This window comes from Thermomonas sp., assembly GCF_029945965.1.
Classification (GTDB): domain Bacteria; phylum Pseudomonadota; class Gammaproteobacteria; order Xanthomonadales; family Xanthomonadaceae; genus Thermomonas.
The window spans coordinates 650,635-670,748 of sequence record NZ_JAQSDO010000015.1 but is presented as its reverse complement, the minus strand read 5'-3'; the positions used below and the strand labels follow the sequence as shown (position 1 = coordinate 670,748).

At 62.0% G+C, this 20,114-nt stretch carries 13 protein-coding genes; 4 read left to right on the top strand and 9 right to left on the bottom strand.

Features of this window, described 5'->3' with window-relative positions:
- The first annotated feature begins 88 nt into the window (after positions 1-88).
- Positions 89-2,860, top strand: coding sequence for an aconitate hydratase AcnA (gene acnA / locus PSV05_RS09340; RefSeq protein WP_300064371.1), 2,772 nt, complete (start codon positions 89-91; stop codon positions 2,858-2,860).
- A gap of 84 nt (positions 2,861-2,944) precedes the next feature.
- Here the strand turns inward: acnA and PSV05_RS09335 are convergent, their stop codons facing one another.
- Positions 2,945-3,400, bottom strand: a complete 456-nt coding sequence (locus tag PSV05_RS09335) for a nuclear transport factor 2 family protein (protein ID WP_300064369.1) — start codon at positions 3,398-3,400, stop codon at positions 2,945-2,947.
- 118 nt (positions 3,401-3,518) lie between these two features.
- On the opposite strand from PSV05_RS09335, the gene PSV05_RS09330 reads away from it, so the two are divergent.
- Both PSV05_RS09330 and PSV05_RS09325 read left to right on the top strand, forming a co-directional pair.
- On the top strand, positions 3,519-5,198 hold the full coding sequence (locus tag PSV05_RS09330) for an AMP-binding protein (RefSeq protein WP_300064367.1): 1,680 nt from the start codon (positions 3,519-3,521) through the stop codon (positions 5,196-5,198).
- 187 nt (positions 5,199-5,385) lie between these two features.
- The gene (locus PSV05_RS09325; protein WP_300064365.1) at positions 5,386-6,273 is read left to right on the top strand and encodes a crotonase/enoyl-CoA hydratase family protein; all 888 of its coding nucleotides are present in this window, start codon (positions 5,386-5,388) and stop codon (positions 6,271-6,273) included.
- A 110-nt stretch (positions 6,274-6,383) separates the two neighbouring features.
- Here the strand turns inward: PSV05_RS09325 and PSV05_RS09320 are convergent, their stop codons facing one another.
- From PSV05_RS09320 to PSV05_RS09300, 5 genes are all read right to left on the bottom strand, one after another.
- On the bottom strand, positions 6,384-8,501 hold the full coding sequence (locus PSV05_RS09320; RefSeq protein WP_300064363.1) for an ATP-binding protein: 2,118 nt from the start codon (positions 8,499-8,501) through the stop codon (positions 6,384-6,386).
- Positions 8,502-8,509: 8 nt separating this feature from the next.
- Positions 8,510-9,568, bottom strand: coding sequence for a two-component system response regulator (locus tag PSV05_RS09315; RefSeq protein ID WP_300064361.1), 1,059 nt, complete (start codon positions 9,566-9,568; stop codon positions 8,510-8,512).
- Positions 9,569-9,698: 130 nt separating this feature from the next.
- Positions 9,699-11,213 carry a lysine--tRNA ligase gene (gene lysS, locus PSV05_RS09310; RefSeq protein ID WP_300064359.1) on the bottom strand — a complete coding sequence of 505 codons (1,515 nt, stop codon included), beginning with the start codon at positions 11,211-11,213 and terminating at the stop codon, positions 9,699-9,701.
- Positions 11,214-11,331: 118 nt separating this feature from the next.
- Positions 11,332-12,460, bottom strand: a protein-coding gene (prfB, locus tag PSV05_RS09305; RefSeq protein WP_300064358.1) for a peptide chain release factor 2 whose coding sequence is annotated in 2 segments (ribosomal slippage) — positions 11,332-12,384 and positions 12,386-12,460 — 1,128 coding nt in all. Because the reading frame shifts where the segments join, the coding sequence is not laid out codon by codon here.
- Positions 12,461-12,568: 108 nt separating this feature from the next.
- On the bottom strand, positions 12,569-15,523 hold the full coding sequence (locus PSV05_RS09300) for a VIT domain-containing protein (RefSeq protein ID WP_300064356.1): 2,955 nt from the start codon (positions 15,521-15,523) through the stop codon (positions 12,569-12,571).
- 224 nt (positions 15,524-15,747) lie between these two features.
- Here PSV05_RS09300 and PSV05_RS09295 point away from each other — a divergent pair, with 224 nt between their 5' ends.
- Positions 15,748-16,965 (top strand): acyltransferase, encoded by a 1,218-nt coding sequence (locus tag PSV05_RS09295; RefSeq protein WP_300064355.1) that lies wholly within the window; start codon positions 15,748-15,750, stop codon positions 16,963-16,965.
- Here PSV05_RS09295 and recJ read toward each other — a convergent pair.
- The 3 genes from recJ to greA are packed head-to-tail and all read right to left on the bottom strand — an operon-like array spanning position 16,954 to position 20,112.
- Positions 16,954-18,621 carry a single-stranded-DNA-specific exonuclease RecJ gene (recJ, locus tag PSV05_RS09290; protein ID WP_300065450.1) on the bottom strand — a complete coding sequence of 556 codons (1,668 nt, stop codon included), beginning with the start codon at positions 18,619-18,621 and terminating at the stop codon, positions 16,954-16,956. The genes PSV05_RS09295 and recJ overlap by 12 nt on opposite strands.
- 41 nt (positions 18,622-18,662) lie before the next feature.
- Positions 18,663-19,604: a phosphoglycerate mutase gene (locus tag PSV05_RS09285; protein ID WP_300064353.1), complete on the bottom strand. Its 942-nt coding sequence runs from the start codon at positions 19,602-19,604 to the stop codon at positions 18,663-18,665.
- A 43-nt stretch (positions 19,605-19,647) separates the two neighbouring features.
- Complete coding sequence (greA, locus tag PSV05_RS09280) at positions 19,648-20,112, bottom strand: transcription elongation factor GreA (RefSeq protein WP_300065449.1); 465 nt, start codon at positions 20,110-20,112, stop codon at positions 19,648-19,650.
- Positions 20,113-20,114 lie beyond the last annotated feature (2 nt).

Genomic DNA, 20,114 nt, shown 5'->3' with positions numbered 1-20,114 from the left:
GGCGTACGGAATGGCCCGGTTTCGGGCATAATTGCAGTAATAAATGGCGTGTTTTTCCGCCCCTCCCACCGACCATGGAGCCCCCAAAATGGCTGATTCATTCGCCACCCGCGCCCACCTCGACGTCAACGGCAAGTCCTACGCCTACGCCAGCCTGACCAAGCTGGGCGAGAAGTACGATCTGTCTCACCTTCCGTATTCGATGAAGATCCTGCTGGAGAACCTGCTGCGCCATGAAGACGGCGTCAGCGTGACGCCGGCGCACATCAAAGCGGTTGCGCAATGGGACCCGAAGGCCGAGGCCAGCACCGAGATCGCCTTCATGCCGGCGCGCGTGTTGCTGCAGGACTTCACCGGCGTGCCCTGCGTGGTTGACCTGGCCGCGATGCGCGATGCGGTGGTCAAGTTGGGCGGCAAGGCCAACCAGATCAATCCGCAGATTCCATCGGAACTGGTCATAGACCATTCGGTGCAGGTCGATGTATACGGCCGACCGGAAGCACTGGACATGAATGCCAAGATCGAGTTCGAGCGCAACCAGGAGCGCTACAGCTTCCTGCGCTGGGGACAGAAAGCGCTGCTGGATTTCAAGGTGGTTCCGCCAAGCACCGGCATCGTCCATCAGGTGAACCTGGAACACCTGGCGCGGGTGGTGATGGAACGCGTCGTGCCCGATGAGAACGGGGACAGTGAATTGATGGCATTCCCGGACACCGTGTTCGGTACCGACAGCCATACCACCATGATCAATGGCCTGGGCGTGCTGGGCTGGGGCGTCGGCGGCATCGAGGCCGAAGCCGCGATGCTGGGACAGCCGTCGTCCATGCTGATCCCGCAGGTGGTCGGTTTCAGGCTGACCGGCAAACTGCCCGAAGGCGCCACCGGCACCGACCTGGTGCTGACCGTCACCCAGATGCTGCGCAAGCACGGTGTGGTCGGCAAGTTCGTCGAGTTCTTTGGCGACGGCCTGCAGCACCTTTCGCTTGCCGATCGCGCCACCATTGCCAACATGGCGCCGGAATACGGCGCCACCTGCGGCATCTTCCCGATCGATGCCGTGGCCGTGAAGTACCTGCACCTGTCTGGTCGCAGCGATGCACAGATCGCACTGGTCGAAGCCTATGCCAAGGCGCAGGGCATGTGGCACGACGCCGATTCCCCGCAAGCCACCTACTCCGCCACCATGGCGTTGGACATGGGCAGTGTGCTGCCGTCGCTGGCCGGCCCCAAGCGCCCGCAGGATCGCGTACTGCTGAGCGACATGAAGACCAACTTCCACGACAACGTGGGCGCCATGACCGCCGGTCGCACACTGAAGACCGGTTGCGCCGTGCAGGAGCTCAAGGATGAGGGCGGTGCCCAGCCTCAGGCCGACCATCTGGCTGCAAAACCAATTTCGAAGATCTGCATCGCCGACCAGGACGTACACATCAGCGACGGGTCAGTGGTCATTGCTGCGATCACCTCGTGCACCAACACCTCCAATCCGGCGGTGATGCTGGGCGCTGGCCTGGTGGCGCGCAATGCGCTGGCCAAGGGCCTGAAAACCAAGCCGTGGGTCAAGACCTCGCTTGCCCCGGGTTCGCTGGTTGTGACCGATTACCTGAAGAAGGCGGGCCTGCTAGAAGACCTTGAACAACTGGGCTTCTATCTTGTGGGCTATGGCTGCACCAGCTGCATCGGCAATTCCGGCCCGCTGCTGGCCTCGGTGTCGCAGGGCATCAGCCAGAACGACCTGGCCGTGGCCGCGGTGCTGTCGGGCAACCGCAATTTCGAAGGTCGCGTGCATGCAGAGGTCAAGATGAACTACCTCGCATCTCCACCACTTGTAGTGGCGTATGCGCTGGCCGGCACGATTGATATCGACCTCACCTCCGAGCCGATCGGCCAGGATGGTGATGGCAACGACGTGTACCTGCGCGATATCTGGCCCACCACCAAGGAAGTCGGCGAACTCATCGCACAAAGCGTCACCCCCGAGATGTTCATCCGCAACTATGCGGACGTGTTCAAGGGCGATACCCGCTGGAACCACGTGCACTCACCAGACGGCGAGAGCTATGCGTGGAGTGAGGAGTCGACCTACATCAAGAACCCGCCCTACTTCGATGGCATGACCATGGCCGTCGGCAGCATCGACGACATCCACGGCGCGCGTGTGCTGGGCTTGTTCGGCGACTCGATCACCACCGACCACATCTCGCCGGCCGGGAACATCAAGAAGGATTCGCCCGCGGGTCGTTTTCTGCAGTCGCGTGGTGTGCAGCAAGCCGATTTCAACAGCTACGGCAGCCGCCGCGGCAATGATGACGTGATGGTGCGCGGCACCTTCGCCAACATCCGTATCAAGAATCAGATGCTGGGTGGCGAGGAAGGCGGTAACACACTGCACTTCAACATCGACGGCAGCGAGCCAGAGAAGCTGGCGATCTACGACGCGGCGATGAAGTACAAGGCCGACAGCGTGCCGTTGGTGGTGCTGGCCGGCAAGGAATACGGCACTGGCTCCAGCCGCGACTGGGCGGCCAAGGGCACCATCCTGCTGGGCGTCAAGGCGGTGATCGCCGAGAGTTTCGAGCGCATCCACCGTTCGAACCTGGTCGGCATGGGTGTGTTGCCATTGCAGTTCATGGCTGGCGAAAACGCAAAGACCTACGCCTTTGATGGTTCGGAAACATTCGCCATCACCGGCTTGCAGGACGGCGAGGCCAAGGTCGCCACGGTCACTGCGACCCGCACCAGTGGTGAGCAGGTCGTGTTCCAGGCCAAGGTGCTGCTGCTGACCCCGAAGGAAGTCGAATACTTCCGCCATGGCGGCCTGTTGCAGTACGTGCTGCGCCAGTTGGCGGGCAAGGCCTAAACGCAAGGCAACATGCGCGCAATGCAGGGGCGGCTTCGGCCGCCCTTGTTGCATCTGCCGGAAAGACTTCCCGAATCCGTTTCATCAGAACTCAGGCGTCCAGCGTGCATTGAGCAGGCGCCACTTCCCATCCACCAGGCGCCAACCGGTTTCGAAATCGAATACCTGCCCGTTCGTGGGTAGCAGGCCGCTATTGCCCCCGGTCGCCAGCACGCTGAATTTCGCGGTCGCCTCGGTTTCGCTGCGCACCTCGACCGTCACCGGGCCAAGGCGCGCACCCACATCGCGATGCTGCAGGAACACGGCGACTGCCAACTGGCGTGCGCCACGTCGATTCATGCCGTGATTGCCGATGAAATCCTCGGCCAAAAGATCCTGCACGGCGCCAGTATCGCGCGCGTCGATCGCCTTTTGCAGGGCTTCGAGTTGCTGGCGCACCGCCTGTTCCGGTTGCGTTCGCGAACAGGCTGTCATCGCTGCGATCAGTAGCCAGACCAGTGCTAGCGTGCCCGATATCCTTGCCCAGCTGGAATGCTGCATCGCGGAAACCTCCATGCGGTTTCGTCCAGCTTGTCACTGCTGGGTGCCTATGCTCAAATCAAACGCAATCCATACGCCGCCGCATTCGTGCGCTGGCCCACTCGCAGGGGAGTTGACCATGAGTTCAGAACGTCCTTGGCTGGACCACTATCCGGAAGGCGTACCTGAAGAGATCGATCTGAACGAGTTCCAGTCGATCCCCGCGGTATTTGATGCAGCACTCGAGAGATTCCGCGACAACATCGCATTCTCGAACATGGGCAAGATGATCACCTACGGCGAGCTCGACCGCCTCAGCCGCGATTTCGCCGGTTATCTGCTTGGCGAGCTGAAGCTCAAGAAGGGCGATCGCGTGGCGATCATGCTGCCCAACTGCCTGCAGTACCCGGTGGCGATTCTCGGTGTGTTGCGCGCGGGGCTGACCGTGGTCAACACCAACCCGATGTACACGCCGCGGGAACTGAAACACCAGATGGTGGATTCTGGCGCTTCCGTCATCCTGGTGATGGACAATTTTGGCGCCGTCGTGCAGGAAGTGCTTGCAGACGTGCCGGGTGTGCGTGCTATCACAACGGGCCTGGGCGACATGCTTGGTTTCCCGAAGGGCATGATCGTCAATTTCGTGCTTCGGCACGTCAAGAAGATGGTGCCCGACTACGACATCCAGGGCGCCGTCCGCTTTCGCGACACGCTTACCCTCGGGCGCATGCACCAGGTGTCCAACGTCGTCATCGACCATGAAGATCTTGCCTTCCTGCAATACACAGGCGGTACCACCGGCGTGGCCAAGGGCGCGATGCTGACCCACCGCAACCTGGTCGCCAACATGCAGCAGGCTGCTGCCTGGGTGGGCAGCAATATCCGCATGGGTGAGGAGATCATTGTCACCGCGTTGCCGCTGTACCACATCTTTGCGCTTACCGCGAACTGCCTGGTCTTCATCAAGTTCGGCGCGCGCAACCACCTGATCACCAACCCCCGTGACATGCCGGGTTTCGTCAAGGAACTGAAGTCGATTCCGTTCACTGCGTTCACCGGCGTCAACACCCTGTTCAACGGGTTGCTGCACACACCCGGATTCGACCAGGTCGACTTCTCGCACCTGCACCTGACCTTGGGTGGTGGCATGGCCGTGCAACGCGCAGTGGCCGACAAGTGGAAGCAGGTCACCGGCTGCACATTGGCCGAGGCCTATGGCTTGACCGAAACCTCGCCAGCGGTCTGCATCAACCCGCCCGAGCTGGGTGCGTTCAACGGCTCGATCGGCTTGCCGGTGCCGTCGACCGACGTCTGCATCAAGGATGACGACGGCAACATGCTGCCGATGGGCGAAGTCGGTGAGTTGTGCGTCAAGGGCCCGCAGGTGATGCGCGGCTATTGGCAGCGCCCGGAGGACACAGCGCAATCCATCGATGCCGGCGGCTGGCTACATACCGGAGACATGGCGCGGATGGACGAGAATGGGTATTTCTATATCGTCGATCGCAAGAAGGACATGATCCTGGTGTCGGGTTTCAACGTGTACCCGAACGAGATCGAGGACGTGATCGCAATGATGCCCGGGGTGCTGGAAGTGGCCGCTATTGGTGTCCCGGACGAAAAATCCGGCGAAGCGGTCAAGGTGTTCGTGGTCAAGAAGGATCCGGCGCTCAGCGTCGAGGCGATCAAGGCATTCTGCCGAGAGAACATGACCGGCTACAAGCAGCCGAGGCAGGTGGAGTTCCGCGACGAATTGCCAAAGAGCAACGTCGGCAAGATCCTGCGCAAGGAATTGCGGGACCCGCCCAAGGCCAGCTGATCGCAGCCAACTGATCGCAGGGATCGTTCGAGTGACTTTCCCTGCAACAAAAAGATCAAAAAGTATTGGAGTGATCTCCCGGGGACTTGTCCCCGGTTCAAGCGTGCGGCATAGAATCGGGGCGAGCGTTCAGCTTCCGTCGCCGACGTCAGCTCGGCGGCGGTCACCGCAACTTGAGGGACCTCCCATGTCTACTGTAATCGCGTTTCCCCGTGAGCATTACCCGACCCTGCGCATCGAAGAAGATGCCTCACGCGACGTCTATTGGGCCTACATGCACGGCAACCATGAAGTCGCGCCGGTCAGGTCCTGTTTCAACAACGAATTGGTGGGCGACCTGAGGCGCTACCAGGACGAGCTGGGCGCCCGCCTGCGTAACCGACCGCTCGCACAGCAGGATGCAGGGCCGGTTCATCTGGTGCTTGGTTCCATCACCGATGCCTTCAGCCTGGGGGGCGATCTCGCATTGTTCAGCAGCCTCATCCAGGAGCGAAACCGCGATGCATTGCGCACGTACGCGCACGAAGCCGTGCGCCTTGTGCATGGCTTCCACGCCGGCCTCCATGCAGGGGCCCACACGATCGCGCTGGTGCAAGGCGATGCGCTTGGTGGCGGCTTCGAAATCGCGTTGAGTTGCCACACCATCGTCGCCGAGCGCGGGGCTGTCATGGGCTTGCCGGAAGTCTTGTTCGACCTGTTTCCGGGCATGGGCGCATATTCCTTCATGTGCCAGCGCGTCAGCCCGCAATTGGCCGAGAAGATCATGCTGGAAGGCCGCATGTACACAAGCGAAGAGTTTTACAAGATGGGATTGGTGGATGTACTCGCCGCCAAGGATGAAGGCTTGCATGCGGTCGAGGACGCGATACGTTCGAACCGGCGCACTCCGCATGCCCGCGCAGCCTTGCACCAGGTTCGCGAACCGGTGCCGATGGCAGAGCTGATGCGCATCACCGACATCTGGGTGGAAACCGCACTCAAGCTCGGCAAGAAATCCATCCGGACGATGGAACGACTGGTGCGTGCGCAATCGCGTCGCGGCGGGACAGCATCGGCTGCGCGTGAAGTGAGTTGAACCCGCAGGCGATCATTCCGACCCCATGAAAACGGGACACGAAAGGGAAAAGAACGAAGGTCAGGCAGCTGGTGTCGGCACGCCTGACCGGGCCAGGGGCGTGGGTGGAGTCACGGCGGCGAGCCGTGATCTTTGTCCACGCTCCGGGCGTTCGAAGCAATCCTTTGCACCTCTTGTCTTGCCTGGATTGCCGCAGCCTCCAGTAGCTCGCTTAGCTTTGCGAGGCTCCGCCGCCAGATTTTGGCCAATTCCGTATTGGTGCTTTGCATCATCCCGGCGCTGCATTCGACCAGGGCGCTGTCACCGATGTTGTAGCTCACGCCCTTGAGTGCATGTGCGGCTTCACGCACACCTTCCCAGTCGGCATCGATACAATGGCGTTCGATCTCCATCAGGCAACGACTGGCGTCGCGCAGGCATTGCTCCATGAACTCCCGGAGGAAGTCCGCGCCGAGGCCCATGCTGGCCATCTCTTCGAGGATCACGGGCTGCAACGAAGGTGCTGCCGGTTCAAGCGGAATGCGTGGGCGCTCCGCCCCAGCGGCGATTTGGCCAAGTACTTCCAAGAGCTTAGATACCGCCAGGGGCTTGTTGAGGAAGGTCCATGCACCGGCAGCCGTAGCCTCCCGCATCGCATCGACAGTGACATCAGCGCTCAGCACGACGATCGGCGTACGCACATTACCGGCCTGCATCACCCTGGCCTGCTTGATCACGTCCAACCCGCTCAAGCCAGGCATGTGCAAGTCGACGATTGCCACGTCGAAGGATTCGCGCGCCATGTAATCGAGCGCTTCTTCGCCATCCTCGGCCAGCACCACGCGGTGCCCGGCACGCTCCAGCAACCGGCCGAGTACTAGCCGATTGTTCAGTTGGTCGTCCGCAACCAGCACTCGCATGGATGCCACGCGCGCGCGATGACGAACGAAAGGGTCGTCGAACGAAACGACCTTGGACTGCTTTCCCGACACGATCTGGTCCACGATCGGGAAAGACAGGTCCACCCAGAAATGGCTACCGCCGCCAGAATTCCCTTCCACGCCAATACTGCCGCCGAGCAATTCGGCAAGGTTCTTGGCGATCGTGGTTCCCAATCCCGTCCCGCCGTAACGGCGGGTAATGCCTGTGTGCACCTGTTCGAAAGCCTTGAATAGCCTCTCGCGGGCTTCGAGCGGAATGCCTATGCCGGTATCGCGCACGGAAAACCTGAGTGCGACACGCCCCCCTTCCCGGGAGCGGACCATGACCTGGATCGCGACTGATCCATCCTCGGTGAATTTGATCGCGTTGCTGGTCAGGTTGACCAGGATCTGCAGCAAGTGCCCAGAATCTCCGTGCAACAGGGAGGGGACGTCGCTTGCGACTTCATTGGTCAGGTTCAATCCCTTGCCCGTCGCCTGGGGTTGCAGCATCACCCGCAACTTCCGAAGCAGCTCGCGTGGCTGGAAATCGATGTCCTCCCTGCGCAACTTGCCCGCTTCGATGGCGGAGATGTCGAGCACGTCCTCGACCAGCAACAGCATGCTTTGGGCCGATGTCTGGATCACCTCGGAGCATTCGCGCTGTTCGGACGTCAGCTGCATGCTCGAAAGCAATTCCGCCATGCCGATGATCCCGTTCAATGGCGTGCGGAACTCATGGCTCATCGTGGCAAGGAAGCGACTCTTGGCTTCGTTGGCGCGACGGGCTTCATCGGTAGCCTTGGTCAATGCGTTCAACAGCGAGGTCAGGTATAGCGGAAGTGCCACCAGGCCAAGCGTCAGTCCCCAAGCCAAGGTTGCATTGGCAAGCCAATAGCCAGTCGTGTTGATAACGATAACGAAAACCACGCCAGCCATGCCGATGGCCGACATCAGGTACCGGGTCCCGTAGCGCAGGCCATTGCCGATGGTGACCCACAGGAATGCGATGTAAATCGGCGCGCCTGTCTCGCCGAGGAAGTACATCAGTAACGCAAGGAACGTATAATCATTGCACATGCCAATGACCCGGCGCACGTGCAGCGTCGCAGGCTGAAATGCAATCCAGCCCAGAATCACCAGTCCAATCAGGATATCCGCAACGACAATGAGCAGGCCAAGCTGCAGCCGCTCATCCGGCAGTTCAGGGGCCAGCAGGAAGTAGACGAAAAACAATACCTGGATAACCAACCGCACCTTCGCCTGCTGGTGCTCGCTGTCGGGACGGTTCGCCAGTCGTCCACGGAACCGGGTGATCAAGGTACTCATACGCCGGATCAAGCGATGCCAGGGCGTCTGGCCGTATTCGAGAAACGTCGACAGATCTCGTGTAGGCGCTCTTGGGAGTCCAGCAGGGCATCCACGCAACGCGGATCAAAATGGCGGCCGCGTTGGGAACGAATGTAGTCCAACGCCGCCTCGATGTCCCAGGCTGGTTTGTACGGGCGTGGCGAAAGCAAGGCATCTAAAACGTCGGCAACAGCCACGATTCGCGCTTCCAGCGGGATGTTCTCGCCAGCTAGCCCGTCCGGGTATCCGGTGCCGTCATAGCGCTCGTGATGGCGCAGGGCAATCGACGCGCCAGCCTGTATGAAACGGTTCTGGCTGTCGGAAAGCAGCTCATGGCCGATGCGTGGATGCTGGCGCATCACCGCGATCTCCACTTCGGTCAACGGGCCGGGCTTGAGCAGGATTGCGTCCGGAATCGCGATCTTGCCGATATCATGCAAGGGCGCCGCCATTTCCACCATCCGGGCCTCGTCTTCCGGCAACCCTAGCTGCTCGGCGATCAGCCCGGCAATCCTCGCCATGCGCTCCAGATACGCGCTGGTGCCGGTATCCCGGTATTCGATCGCGCGTGCCAACCGGGTCAGGGTTTCGCGTTCGCGCTCTTCCACTTCGTGCATGCTCGCTAACAGACGCTGTTCAAGGGACAGCGCACGCTGCTTGACGGACTCCGTCTGTTGTCGCAGTTGCAGCAGATTTCTGCAACGTGAGCGCAGCTCACGCGGGCGGATCGGCTTGACCAGAAAATCGATGACTCCAGCGTCCAGTGCGGCCTGCCGAACTGGCTCGTCGCCAACCACGGTCACCAGCACGATTGGAACGTCCCGGTGCTGCAACGGGCGGCGGAATGCACGGGCGAATTCGAGCCCGTCCATGCCGGGCATACGGTAGTCCAACAACACCAGGTCCGACGGGTTGTTCAGGCACCAGGACAATGCGACTTCCGGCTCGCCGAAATCGTGCACGACAAGGGTGGGCCCGATGTCCTCCACGATATGCCGGAGCAGGGTCCGCGCAGAAGGCTGGTCATCGACAATCACGATATCCATGCACCGTTCCTTTCGTCAGGAGGGGGCAAGCGCCCAAGGCTTGCAGCCATGCTCAGCGCAAAACCGTAGAAAGGCAAGCCCTTGGCCTTGTCCATGCAAACGGAATGCACCATCGGTCCAGGCCATTTGGTCAACCGGGTTCAGGCCGCATGTATGGGAACAACAACACGTCTCGGATCGAACTTGAGCCGGTCAGCAGCATAACCAGCCGGTCGATGCCGACACCCAGGCCACCGGTCGGCGGCAGGCCGACTTCGAGCGCCCGGATGTAGTCGGCATCGAAATGCATGGCTTCGTCGTCGCCGCCCTCCTTCGCATCGACCTGTGCGCGGAAACGCGCGGCCTGGTCTTCGGGATCGTTGAGCTCGGAAAACCCATTGGCAAGCTCCTTGCCGCCGACGAACAACTCGAAGCGGTCGGTGATGCCGGGTTCGCTGTCGGATTCACGCGCCAGCGGCGAGACTTCGACCGGATAGTGGGTGATGAAGGTCGGCTGCACCAGCCCGGCTTCCACCGTCTTCTCGAAGATCTCCAGCAGCAGCTTGCCCCAGCCATAGCCCGACTTCACATGCACACCGTGGCGCTTGCAGTGCACGGCCAGCGCCTCGCGGTCGCGGCAATCGGCCACCGAGATGTCCGGGTTCAATTCGCGCACGGCTTCTTCCAGCTTCCAGCGGCGGAACGCTGGCGCCAAGTCTATGACCTGTCCGTCCCAATTGAACTGCAGCTTGCCCATCGCCTCGGCAGCAACGTCGCGGATCATGCCCTCGGTCAGGTCCATGACCTCGGTGTAGCTGACGTAGGCCTCGTACAACTCGAGCATCGTGAATTCGGGGTTATGCCGGGTGGACACGCCTTCGTTGCGGAAATTGCGGTTGATCTCGTACACGCGCTCGAACCCGCCAACGACCAGCCGCTTGAGGTAAAGCTCGGGCGCGACGCGCAGGAACAGGTCGAGGTCAAGCGCATTGTGATGAGTGGTGAACGGACGCGCGGTGGCGCCGCCGGCGATGTAATGCATCATCGGCGTTTCCACTTCCAGGAAGCGGCGCGCATCCAGCCAGCGGCGCATGCCGGACACGATCCGCGAGCGCGCAATGAACACGTCGCGCGCCTCGGGACTGACGATCAAATCGACATAGCGCTGCCGGTAGCGCTGCTCGACGTCGGCCAATCCGTGCCATTTGTCCGGCAGCGGCCGCAGCGACTTGACCAGCAGGCGCAGGGTGTCGGCGCGAACCGACAGTTCGCCGGTCTTGGTGCGCATCAACGTGCCTTCGGCAGCCACGATGTCGCCCACGTCCCAGCCCTTGAATGCGTCGTAGGCATCGCCGAGTGCGCTGCCTTGCAGGAACAACTGGATGCGGCCGGTCATGTCCTGGATCTGGGCGAACGCGGCCTTGCCCATGACGCGCTTGGCCAGCAACCGCCCGGCGATCGTGACCCGCTTGTTCTCAGCCTCCAGCGCTTCGCCCGTCCATTGCTCGACGTCCGCATAAGCGTCTTGCAGGTCCTGCACGTAATCGGCGCGGCGGAAGTCGTTCGGGAAGGCAACCCCCTGCTCGCGCAGCACAGCAAGCTTGGCGCGGCGTTCGGCGATCAGGTGGTTTTCGTCGGTGTGCTGGACTGGCGTTTGGTGTGTCATGGCGGGAGGCTCGGCTGTTGTAGAGCCGGGCTTGCCCGGCTTGTTCGCGATTGCAGCGGGGCAAGCCCCGCTCTACGGACGTGTGGCGGGACTGGACCCGCGTGGCAATGTTGCGGCCTCAGGCCGCATCGCTGCGTTTCGAGCCAGCCTCCAGCCCCGATTTCAGGCTCGCTTCCACGAATTCGTCGAGGTCGCCATCCAGCACTTTCTGGGTATCGGTACGCTCGATGCCGGTGCGCAGGTCCTTGATCCGGCTCTGGTCGAGCACGTAGTTACGGATCTGGCTGCCCCAGCCGATGTCGGACTTGGTGGCTTCCAGCGCGTCCCTCTCGACGTTGCGCTTCTGCACCTCCAACTCATAGAGCTTGGCCATCAGCATCTTCATCGCGGTGTCGCGGTTCTGGTGCTGGCTGCGGCCGGTCTGGCAGGCCGCGACCGTATTGGTCGGAATGTGGGTGATGCGCACCGCTGACTCGGTCTTGTTGACGTGCTGGCCGCCGGCGCCGGACGAGCGATACACGTCGGTGCGCAGGTCGGCCGGGTTGATGTCGATTTCGATGTCGTCATCCACTTCCGGCGACACGAATACGCTGGTGAAACTGGTGTGGCGGCGGTTGTCGGAATCGAACGGCGACTTGCGCACCAGACGATGCACGCCGATCTCGGTCTTCAGCCAGCCGTAGGCGTACTCGCCCTCGACGCGGAAAGTGGCCGACTTGATGCCGGCCACGTCGCCGCCGCTGGCTTCCATCAGTTCGGTCTTCCAGCCGCGTGACTCGCACCAGCGCAGGTACATGCGCAGCAGCATTTCGGCCCAGTCCTGCGCCTCGGTGCCACCGGCGCCGGCCTGGATGTCGACGAATGCATTGGCGGTGTCCATCTTGCCGGAGAACATCCGCTGGAACTCGATTTCCTCAACGCCCTTCTCGAGCCGATCGACATCGGTGACCACGGCCAGCGCGGTTTCCTCGTCGTCTTCCATTTCGGCAAGTTCCAGCAGTTCATTACCGCCAGCAAGGCCGTCGGTAAGTTCGCAGATGCCGTTGACGGTCTTGTCCAGCATCGAACGTTCCCGCCCCAGCGCCTGTGCACGTTCGGAATCGTTCCAGACGTCCGGATTCTCGAGTTCGCGTTCTACTTCTTCCAGGCGCTCGCGCTTGGCATCGTAGTCAAAGAAACCCCCGGAGCGAATCGAGCCGACCAATCAGATCGGCGATGCGGGCTCGGATGGGATTGAGTTCGATCATGGGTAGGGACTTGTTGCGACGAAAGACCGCCGATTCTAGCAGTCGCCCGACGCTGGCCAAAAAGTTGGCTAGCCGCTGACGGTCTTTCGTTTCCTCGCAGAGTCCGCGTCATTCCACCTCGAATTCGCCGACCAGCACGGATTCATCCTTGCCCGACAGCCTCAGCGTGACCGTGCGGTCCTGCTGGCGAGGCGTGCCCCAGCCGGTGCTGAGCGAAAGAGTGAGCGTGGTGGCACCGGTCACGATCTGCTGTCGGTCGCCGAAATAATGCGCCTCGACCCGGTACAGCCCCGGCTTTGCATCGCGCAGCACGAATTCCTCCGGGCCATAGCCGCCGGTGAAGTCATTCGAGATCAACCCACCCTGGTAGGTAAGCTTGTTGCTGTAGTAGCACTTCTCACCGTTCGGATCGGTCACCCACAGGTCCATGTCGCTGTTGTCGCTGTCCCATGACAACGCGACGCGAAGATCCAGCGGCATGTTCTGCAGCAGGCGACGATCGATGAAGCTGGTGTCCAGCGGCTTCGGACTGGTCGCGATGATCGCGTTCATTTCGTTCAGCGCGATTGCAGGGATGCCATTGAAGCGGCTGTCCCATTCCCCTGATGCCACGTCGTACAACTGTTCGATCGCCTGCTGGCGCTGCCCGGATGCCGCCAACGCCAGCGCAAGATCACGACCGCTCTGCGGCTCTTCTTCGGCCATGCCGAGTACTTGCCGGAATGTCTGTACGGCGAGCGCCCATTGCTTGGCCTGCATCAGCCGATAGCCGAGCACGCGCAGCACATGCCGATTGTCCAGATCGAGTTCGGCGAGGTTCGACAACACCCGCATCGCTTCGACACGGCGTTCCTTCTGCAACAGCAAGTCAGCAACGTCGAGATAGAACGCCGTGCTGTCCACGTGACTGTCGCGCTCGTCCAGGTACAGGGCGTAGATCTGGTCAGCCGGGGCCGCACGCAAGCGCTTGGCATAAGGGGAATCTGGAGCCCACGCCTGCAAGCGAATGGTGGCGACAGTCTCGCCTTCTGCTTTCGCGGCCTTGTGTACAACACCTGGCGCAAGTAGTGCCACGCTGGCCTGATTCCGGGCGAATCCTTCAGATGCACCCCGTTCGGCGGCGAGAGCAGGAGAAGGTGGTGGTGCCATTGCCATTGCAGGCTGCGCCACATCGGCAGTGACCGTCACGCTGCCCAGCGTGGTCGAATCTGACTCTGACCTAGCCTTGTCCCTGACCTTCTGGGCCGCTTGTCGATCCTTCGGGAATGACGTCTTCCACCAGACAAGCCGTTCCGCGAAAGCATTGGCGACCGCATCCAGCCGCTCGCTGCGTGACGCATCACGTCGTTTGCCCTGCTCTGCCTGCAGGCGTGCGACATCAGCGCGCAGATCAGCGGGTGGCGCAATGTCGTAGCGCACGTAATCGGCGATATCGTCCAGCACCAGCAATGATGTGCCTGCGGTCACGATCGAGAACTGCTGCCCGAGCCGCGCGATTGCCGCGCGATGGCGCTCAGGCTCGCCCGCATCGGCAGCGATTTGCCATCTCGCCCACTGCCGCGGGACGTAGTCGCCATTCGTTGCGGCCGAAACCGGCAGCGTGATGTCACGCCGATGTCCCGACTCATCCAGGGTCACCCGGATCACGCCAGTCGGCTCGGTGAGGCGACCGGCGATCCTCATCAGACCGGCATCCACATGACGTGACTCGGCCTGCAGGTCGCTTACGCCCTCGCCGCGCATGGTGACAATGCGGGTTCCGTGCCCAAGCAATGCACGCGCTGCCGCGTCAAGCCCGTTTCGGCCTTGCCATGCGACCAACCGCCCACCGCGCGCATCCGCCAGTGCGGCCAGGCGAGCCCCATCGGATGCTGCGCCCGCCGAGTTGATGGCATACAGGTGCTGGTTTTTTTCAAGCACGGGGAATGGCTTGTCGCCATAGTCCTGAAGGCCATCGCTGACCAGCAGGTATTCGGTGATGGTGGGGTCTGGCGTCCAATCGGACAGGTCGCTGGCGCCGTCGTTGACGGTGGTTCCCAGTACGCGCCGCAGTTGCGCCCAATCGCCGTTGCGGATCTCGAACGTGCCGCCATCCATGCCGACATCGCGAAGGATGCGCAGGCTCACGCGGCCATTGCCCATCGCCTTGAAATAGCGATCAAGCAGCATGAATTCACCGTCCCGGTCGCGCTTGCGCGCAGATGCGGACGCATCCCATAGCAGGCCCATTTTGGATGGCGGCGTCCTGTTTGATGCACTGAATTGCGGAACCGGTACTTCGGCCAGGACATAGTGCTCGCCGTCGTGCGTGCCTCCGTACGCCATTGGTTTGGTGCTGGCGGGAAAACGCAGTGACAAGCCGCCCTGTGGGCGGAACGCGGTACGTCGAACGACTGCCTGGTAACCCTGGGCATCGTGCGTGAAGGGCAATGCACCAAAGCTGCCCTCCACGATGGGTGCGCTGGATATGCCGTTCGCCCGTACACGCAACGAAAATTCATCCGCGCCGGACAGCAGCTGCACCGGAACCGCCAGACGCCATGCGCCGGTTTCGCGCGGCATGGCCTCTTCGATCACCAGTCGCACCTGGCGTGAACCATGTGCCGGGATCGGGTAGATGCGCAGTCGGAACTGGTTGCCGGCGGTCTGCTCAAGCAGCGCCGGATCCACGCCGCGGCGTTCGATGCTCTCGAACACCTGCCTGCCACGCGCCTTGGGCACAGGGACTGCATCGCGCAAGACGCCGCCGATATCCAGCGCAAACCCCACGACTTGCTGGCCGCTGCCCAATGGAAATTGCAGGGTGCCTTCCAGGACTCGATTGTTCGGATTGCGAAGCTCAAGCAGCATGGTGGTGGTCGCGAATCCGCCATTGACCTCGATCCCGACGTCTGCGGAATGCAGGCTGACAGGCGTATCCACCTTGCCGCTGACCTGCAGCAATGGGGGTTGCAGCACCACATTCGATGATACCTGTTGCGCAGGCACGAGCGAGGCGAAGCCAAGGGTGATCAAGCAGACGCTTGCAGTGAACTGGGTGATCCGGCGCATGGCGAGTTCCATGAAGGTGACTATCCCTGCCAACGCATGGATGCGGCAGATGGGGTTTCTCGAGCCTGCACAGGGCGAACCGCTGGCGCCAGCACTGCAAGTCGGTTGGCCAAGCTCAACCATTCATCCCCGGATCCCGCAGCCCGTCCCTGCGCCCCATCCGATGGTCACTTCGTGCTGGCGTGATGATGGGATGTAACCAAGGCTCTACGCATATCCAGCAAGGAATGTGCGCCATGCAACGCCGCCACGACATCGACGCACTGCGCGTCTTCGCCTTCGCCCTGCTGATCCTGTATCACGCCAGCGGCGTTTACCAGACGAATTCCGATTTCCAAATCGTCAGCACCTATCAGTATGACTGGATCGAGTGGGTCAGGATCGTGGTCAACCGCTGGCGGATGCCCTTGCTGTTCGCGATCTCGGGAATTGCGATTGGCCTGTACCAGCCGACGCGGGGCCCACTGCGGTTTGCAGGGAACCGGACCTGGCGCCTGCTGTTGCCGCTGGTGTTCGGCATGCTCTTCATCGTGCCGATCCAGTCCTATTGCGAAGCGGTCCGCAACGGCGCGGTACCGACCGGGTTCGTCCACTTCATGCAGCGTTACCTGCAGCTCAAGCCGTGGCCGGACGGCGGCTGGACCGGTGCTTCGCATGGCGTGACCTGGAACCACCTGTGGTACCTGGCCTATCTGTGGAATTACACGCTGGTCTTGCTGGCGCTGCTACCCATGATTGAATCCGGTATCGGCAAGCGAATGCAGGCATGGTTGGCCAATCGCAGCCTGGCCTGGATGATTCTGCTTCCAACCATGTTGTTCTTCGGCTACCTGCAGTTGCTCATGCCGAGGTTCCCGGAAACCCATGCGTTGGCCGGCGACTGGTACCTGCACGCGGAGTATTCCAGCGTGTTCCTGTTCGGCTATCTGGTTTCCCGCCAACAGGATTTCTGGCAGCGGGTGGCGCGTTGGCGCTGGAAGACGTTGCCGATTGCACTGCTCGGGATCACCTTGGAGCTGGGTTTGCGGGCGGTTGGACGCGGACTGCTGTTGCCTGACGATATCCCGGAATGGCTGACCATATTGCCGTGGAACGGTATCGAACACGCCGGACGCGCGCTATACATGTGGACCGCCCTGCTCGCGATCTTCGGCTGGGGTGTTACCTGGCTCAACCGTCCATTCCGCTGGCTGCCGTATGCGACCGAAGCGGTCTATCCCTGGTACATCCTGCATCAAAGCCTGATCGTGCTGCTTGCCTACTGGCTGATCCCATTGAAGCTCGGTGCCGGCCTTGAATCCACGCTGGTGATCGGCGGCACGATTGCAGGTTGCTTGCTGCTGCACGAATTCGTGATCCGTCGTGTCGGATTCCTGCGCCCGTTGTTCGGGCTCAAGCGCAAGCGCAACAACAATCTGCTTCGCAGCACGGCTGTCCCGGTTTCAGCCCTCTGAGCCGGGAGCGACCGCCTGCGCATGCACGACGATCAACTGGATCGCATCCTTGCCACGATAGTCGTCCGGTGTGAGGCGATAGGCCAGGTGCACGCGCGCGGGTGGTGGCGTGCCATTCCAGCCACCGAAGTGGATGGCATTGAGTCGGCGACCGTCATGCATGAGCTCGAGTTTTAGATGACGTTCGCCAACGATGCGCCAGCCCAGCACATCGAACTCGCCATCGAACATCGGTTCGGGGTAGCCCTGCCCCCAATGGCCGCCGTCGCGCAGGGCCAATGCAGATTCGATGGCGAATTCATCGGCAGCCAACTCGCCATCGCTGTGCAGGGTATCGGTGAGCAGGTCCGGCGTCAGCCATTCGGATGCGACCTGTTGGAATGCATCGCGGAATGCAGGCAAGTCATCGAATTCAAGACTTAGACCCGCGGCCATCGCATGCCCGCCAAAACGCGGGACCAGCCCAGGATGTCGCGCATCGACCAGCGCCAGCGCATCGCGGATATGGAAGCCCGGGATGGAACGCGCCGAGCCGCGCAGCATGCTGTTGCCGGGTTCGGACGGCGCGAATGCGATCGCGGGGCGATGCAGGCGTTCCTTGGTCTTGGATGCAACCAGCCCAACCACGCCCGGATGCCAATCTGCGTCGTACAGGCACACGGCACACGAAGTGGCGGCATCATCAAGGCCGGGCATCTGTGCTTCGGCCATGTCCTGCATTTCGGCCTGCACACCCCGGCGCTCCTGGTTGATCGACTGCAGGATCTGCGCCAGGACCAAAGCCTGTGCCGGATCATCGGTGATCAGGCATTCGATGCCGATGCTCATGTCCTCCAGGCGGCCCGCCGCATTGATCCGCGGGCCAATGGCGAAACCAATGTCGGTCGTGGTCAGACTTGCAGCGTGGCGACCGGCGACCTCGATCAATGCACGCAGGCCGGCGCAACCCTGCCCTGCACGCAATCGCCGTAGGCCTGCGCCGACCAAAGCGCGATTGTTGGCATCCAGCGCCACCATATCGGCCACGGTGCCCACTGCGACCAAGTCCAGCAATGAAGCCAGATCAGCCTGCACGCCACGCTTCGCGCGCAGCGCCAGCAGCACGTAGAACATCACCCCGACGCCGGCAAGCGCCTTGCTCGGGAATGCATCGCCAGGCTGGTTGGGATCAACGATGGCGTCCGCGGTCGGTAGGGTTGCGCCCGGCAGGTGATGGTCGGTCACCAGCACCTGCCAGCCGTGCGCCTTCGCGGCTGCAATGCCCGCATGGCAGGCGATGCCATGGTCGACAGTGACCAACAGATCGGGCTCCAGCCCGACAAGCTCTTCGACAAGTCCCGGCGTCATGCCGTAGCCATGCACGATGCGATTGGGCACCGCATGCGACACGCGCTTCGCGCCGAGCATGCGCAAGCCGCGCACGCCAACTGCACAGGCGGTGGCGCCGTCGCAGTCATAGTCGCCGACCACCACGATATGCGCATCGCGATTGATGGCGTCTTGAAGCAGCAGCACCGCCTGTTCGATGCCGGTCAGCAGATCGAAAGGCAGCAAGTCGGCCAGTCGCGGCATGGCCTGTGATGCACCAGCACTACCACGCGCAGCATGCAGTCGCTGTAACAATGGCGGCCATTGTGCCGGCCACTCACCATCCATGCTCGCCGGTTGTCCGCGACGAACGATGCGCCGCTGCACGTTCACGCGGTCAGCGCCGTGCGTGGCTTGCGCCAGAAACGCCAGCGCTGGCTTGGCTGCAATTGGAACATCCGGCCATCGGCAAGATCGAAATCGACTTGGCCTTGCGTGGCGACGACAAATGCAGGCTGCAACCAGCCCTCCAGCAACACCTTTGGATCGCGGACCGCGCGCAGATCGATCAGTGCGTCATTGGCGAGGGATTCAAAACTTTTGAAATCAGCGATTGGCATGGCTTTGAATGTGCCGACGCTAGCCAGACCGTGCAAGACGGGATCATCCGAAAATACGGTCATGGAATCGCTGGTCGCGTTGTCGGGCAACAGCCCGCCGCCCCAGAACCACAGCGAATTTACCGGCACAAGTCCCGCTCGTGCGCGCTCTTCATTACGCGGGTGGTTGTGCAGCACGACCTGCGTTTCACTCAACAAGGTACGCCAGCGGCGTGCCTGCGGGCCGTCCGGCATGTGGTCGAACACATCCTCGCCCAGCGCCTGGTCGGGTGCGGGAAAATCGGGTAATTGGGTCTCGCGTGGCAGGCGCAGGTACCAGCGCGTCGGATGCGGTGCATCTAGCAGGAAGCCGGCATCGCCGAACAGTGGACGCAGTGCAGGCAGGAACGCCTCGACATCCTGCACACTCATCGAGAGCGCGGCGCCAGTCGCCAGCAGGCGCGCGCCATTGATGTCGGGACGGATGTAGGCCGGGTCGGCGCGCAGCCATGCGGAGGAACGCGCGTCGTCCAACCCGGCATCCGCAACGTGGGTCAATGCCGCGTGCGGCCAGCGATCCGGCAGTAGCTGGAAATGACGCGACAGCTGCGCTTGCTCGCCCGGTTGCCCGACCACTTCGTCTGCGCGGCCTAGTGCCTTTGCCAGCGACGCGGGAAACGTGATGCCGGCGAGCCGTGCGCCTGCCGGCAGCAACAGGTTCAACTGCGTCATGTCGGGCGCGTCACTTCAGGTGAGCCACTTCGGACGAGCCACTTCAATCGAGATAACTAACCGCGATGATTTCGTACTCGCGGGTGCCTGCTGGTGCTTCGATGGTGGCGGTATCGCCCTCGTGTTTGCCGATCAACGCGCGTGCCACCGGCGAGGAAATCGCGATCAACCCCAGCTTGATGTCGGCTTCGAGATCGCCAACGATCTGATAGGTGCGCTCTTCGTCGGTATCGCAATCGGCAAGTTTTACCGTGGCGCCAAACACAACCCTGTCGCCGGCGGTCAGGGTGGCGATGTCGATCACCTGTGCATGCGACAACTCGCCTTCCAGGTGCTTGATGCGACCTTCGATGAAACTCTGCTGATCGCGTGCGGCGTGGTATTCGGCGTTTTCCTTTAGGTCGCCATGCGCACGCGCCTCGGCGATCGCAGCGATGACCGTCGGTCGCTTGACCGACTTCAGTTCCTCGAGCTCTGCGCGCAGGCGCTTGGCGCCCTTCGCGGTAATGG

Excerpts from the sequence above, each read along its gene's own strand:
- recJ (WP_300065450.1), bottom strand. The coding sequence starts at position 18,621 with ATGGATGGTGAGTGGCCGGCACAATGGCCGCCATTGTTACAGCGACTG.
- PSV05_RS09325 (WP_300064365.1), top strand. The coding sequence starts at position 5,386 with ATGTCTACTGTAATCGCGTTTCCCCGTGAGCATTACCCGACCCTGCGC.
- PSV05_RS09285 (WP_300064353.1), bottom strand. The coding sequence starts at position 19,604 with ATGACGCAGTTGAACCTGTTGCTGCCGGCAGGCGCACGGCTCGCCGGC.
- PSV05_RS09330 (WP_300064367.1), top strand. The coding sequence starts at position 3,519 with ATGAGTTCAGAACGTCCTTGGCTGGACCACTATCCGGAAGGCGTACCT.
- acnA (WP_300064371.1), top strand. The coding sequence starts at position 89 with ATGGCTGATTCATTCGCCACCCGCGCCCACCTCGACGTCAACGGCAAG.
- PSV05_RS09335 (WP_300064369.1), bottom strand. The coding sequence starts at position 3,400 with ATGCAGCATTCCAGCTGGGCAAGGATATCGGGCACGCTAGCACTGGTC.
- lysS (WP_300064359.1), bottom strand. The coding sequence starts at position 11,213 with ATGACACACCAAACGCCAGTCCAGCACACCGACGAAAACCACCTGATC.
- PSV05_RS09315 (WP_300064361.1), bottom strand. The coding sequence starts at position 9,568 with ATGGATATCGTGATTGTCGATGACCAGCCTTCTGCGCGGACCCTGCTC.
- PSV05_RS09320 (WP_300064363.1), bottom strand. The coding sequence starts at position 8,501 with ATGAGTACCTTGATCACCCGGTTCCGTGGACGACTGGCGAACCGTCCC.
- PSV05_RS09295 (WP_300064355.1), top strand. The coding sequence starts at position 15,748 with ATGCAACGCCGCCACGACATCGACGCACTGCGCGTCTTCGCCTTCGCC.
- PSV05_RS09300 (WP_300064356.1), bottom strand. The coding sequence starts at position 15,523 with ATGGAACTCGCCATGCGCCGGATCACCCAGTTCACTGCAAGCGTCTGC.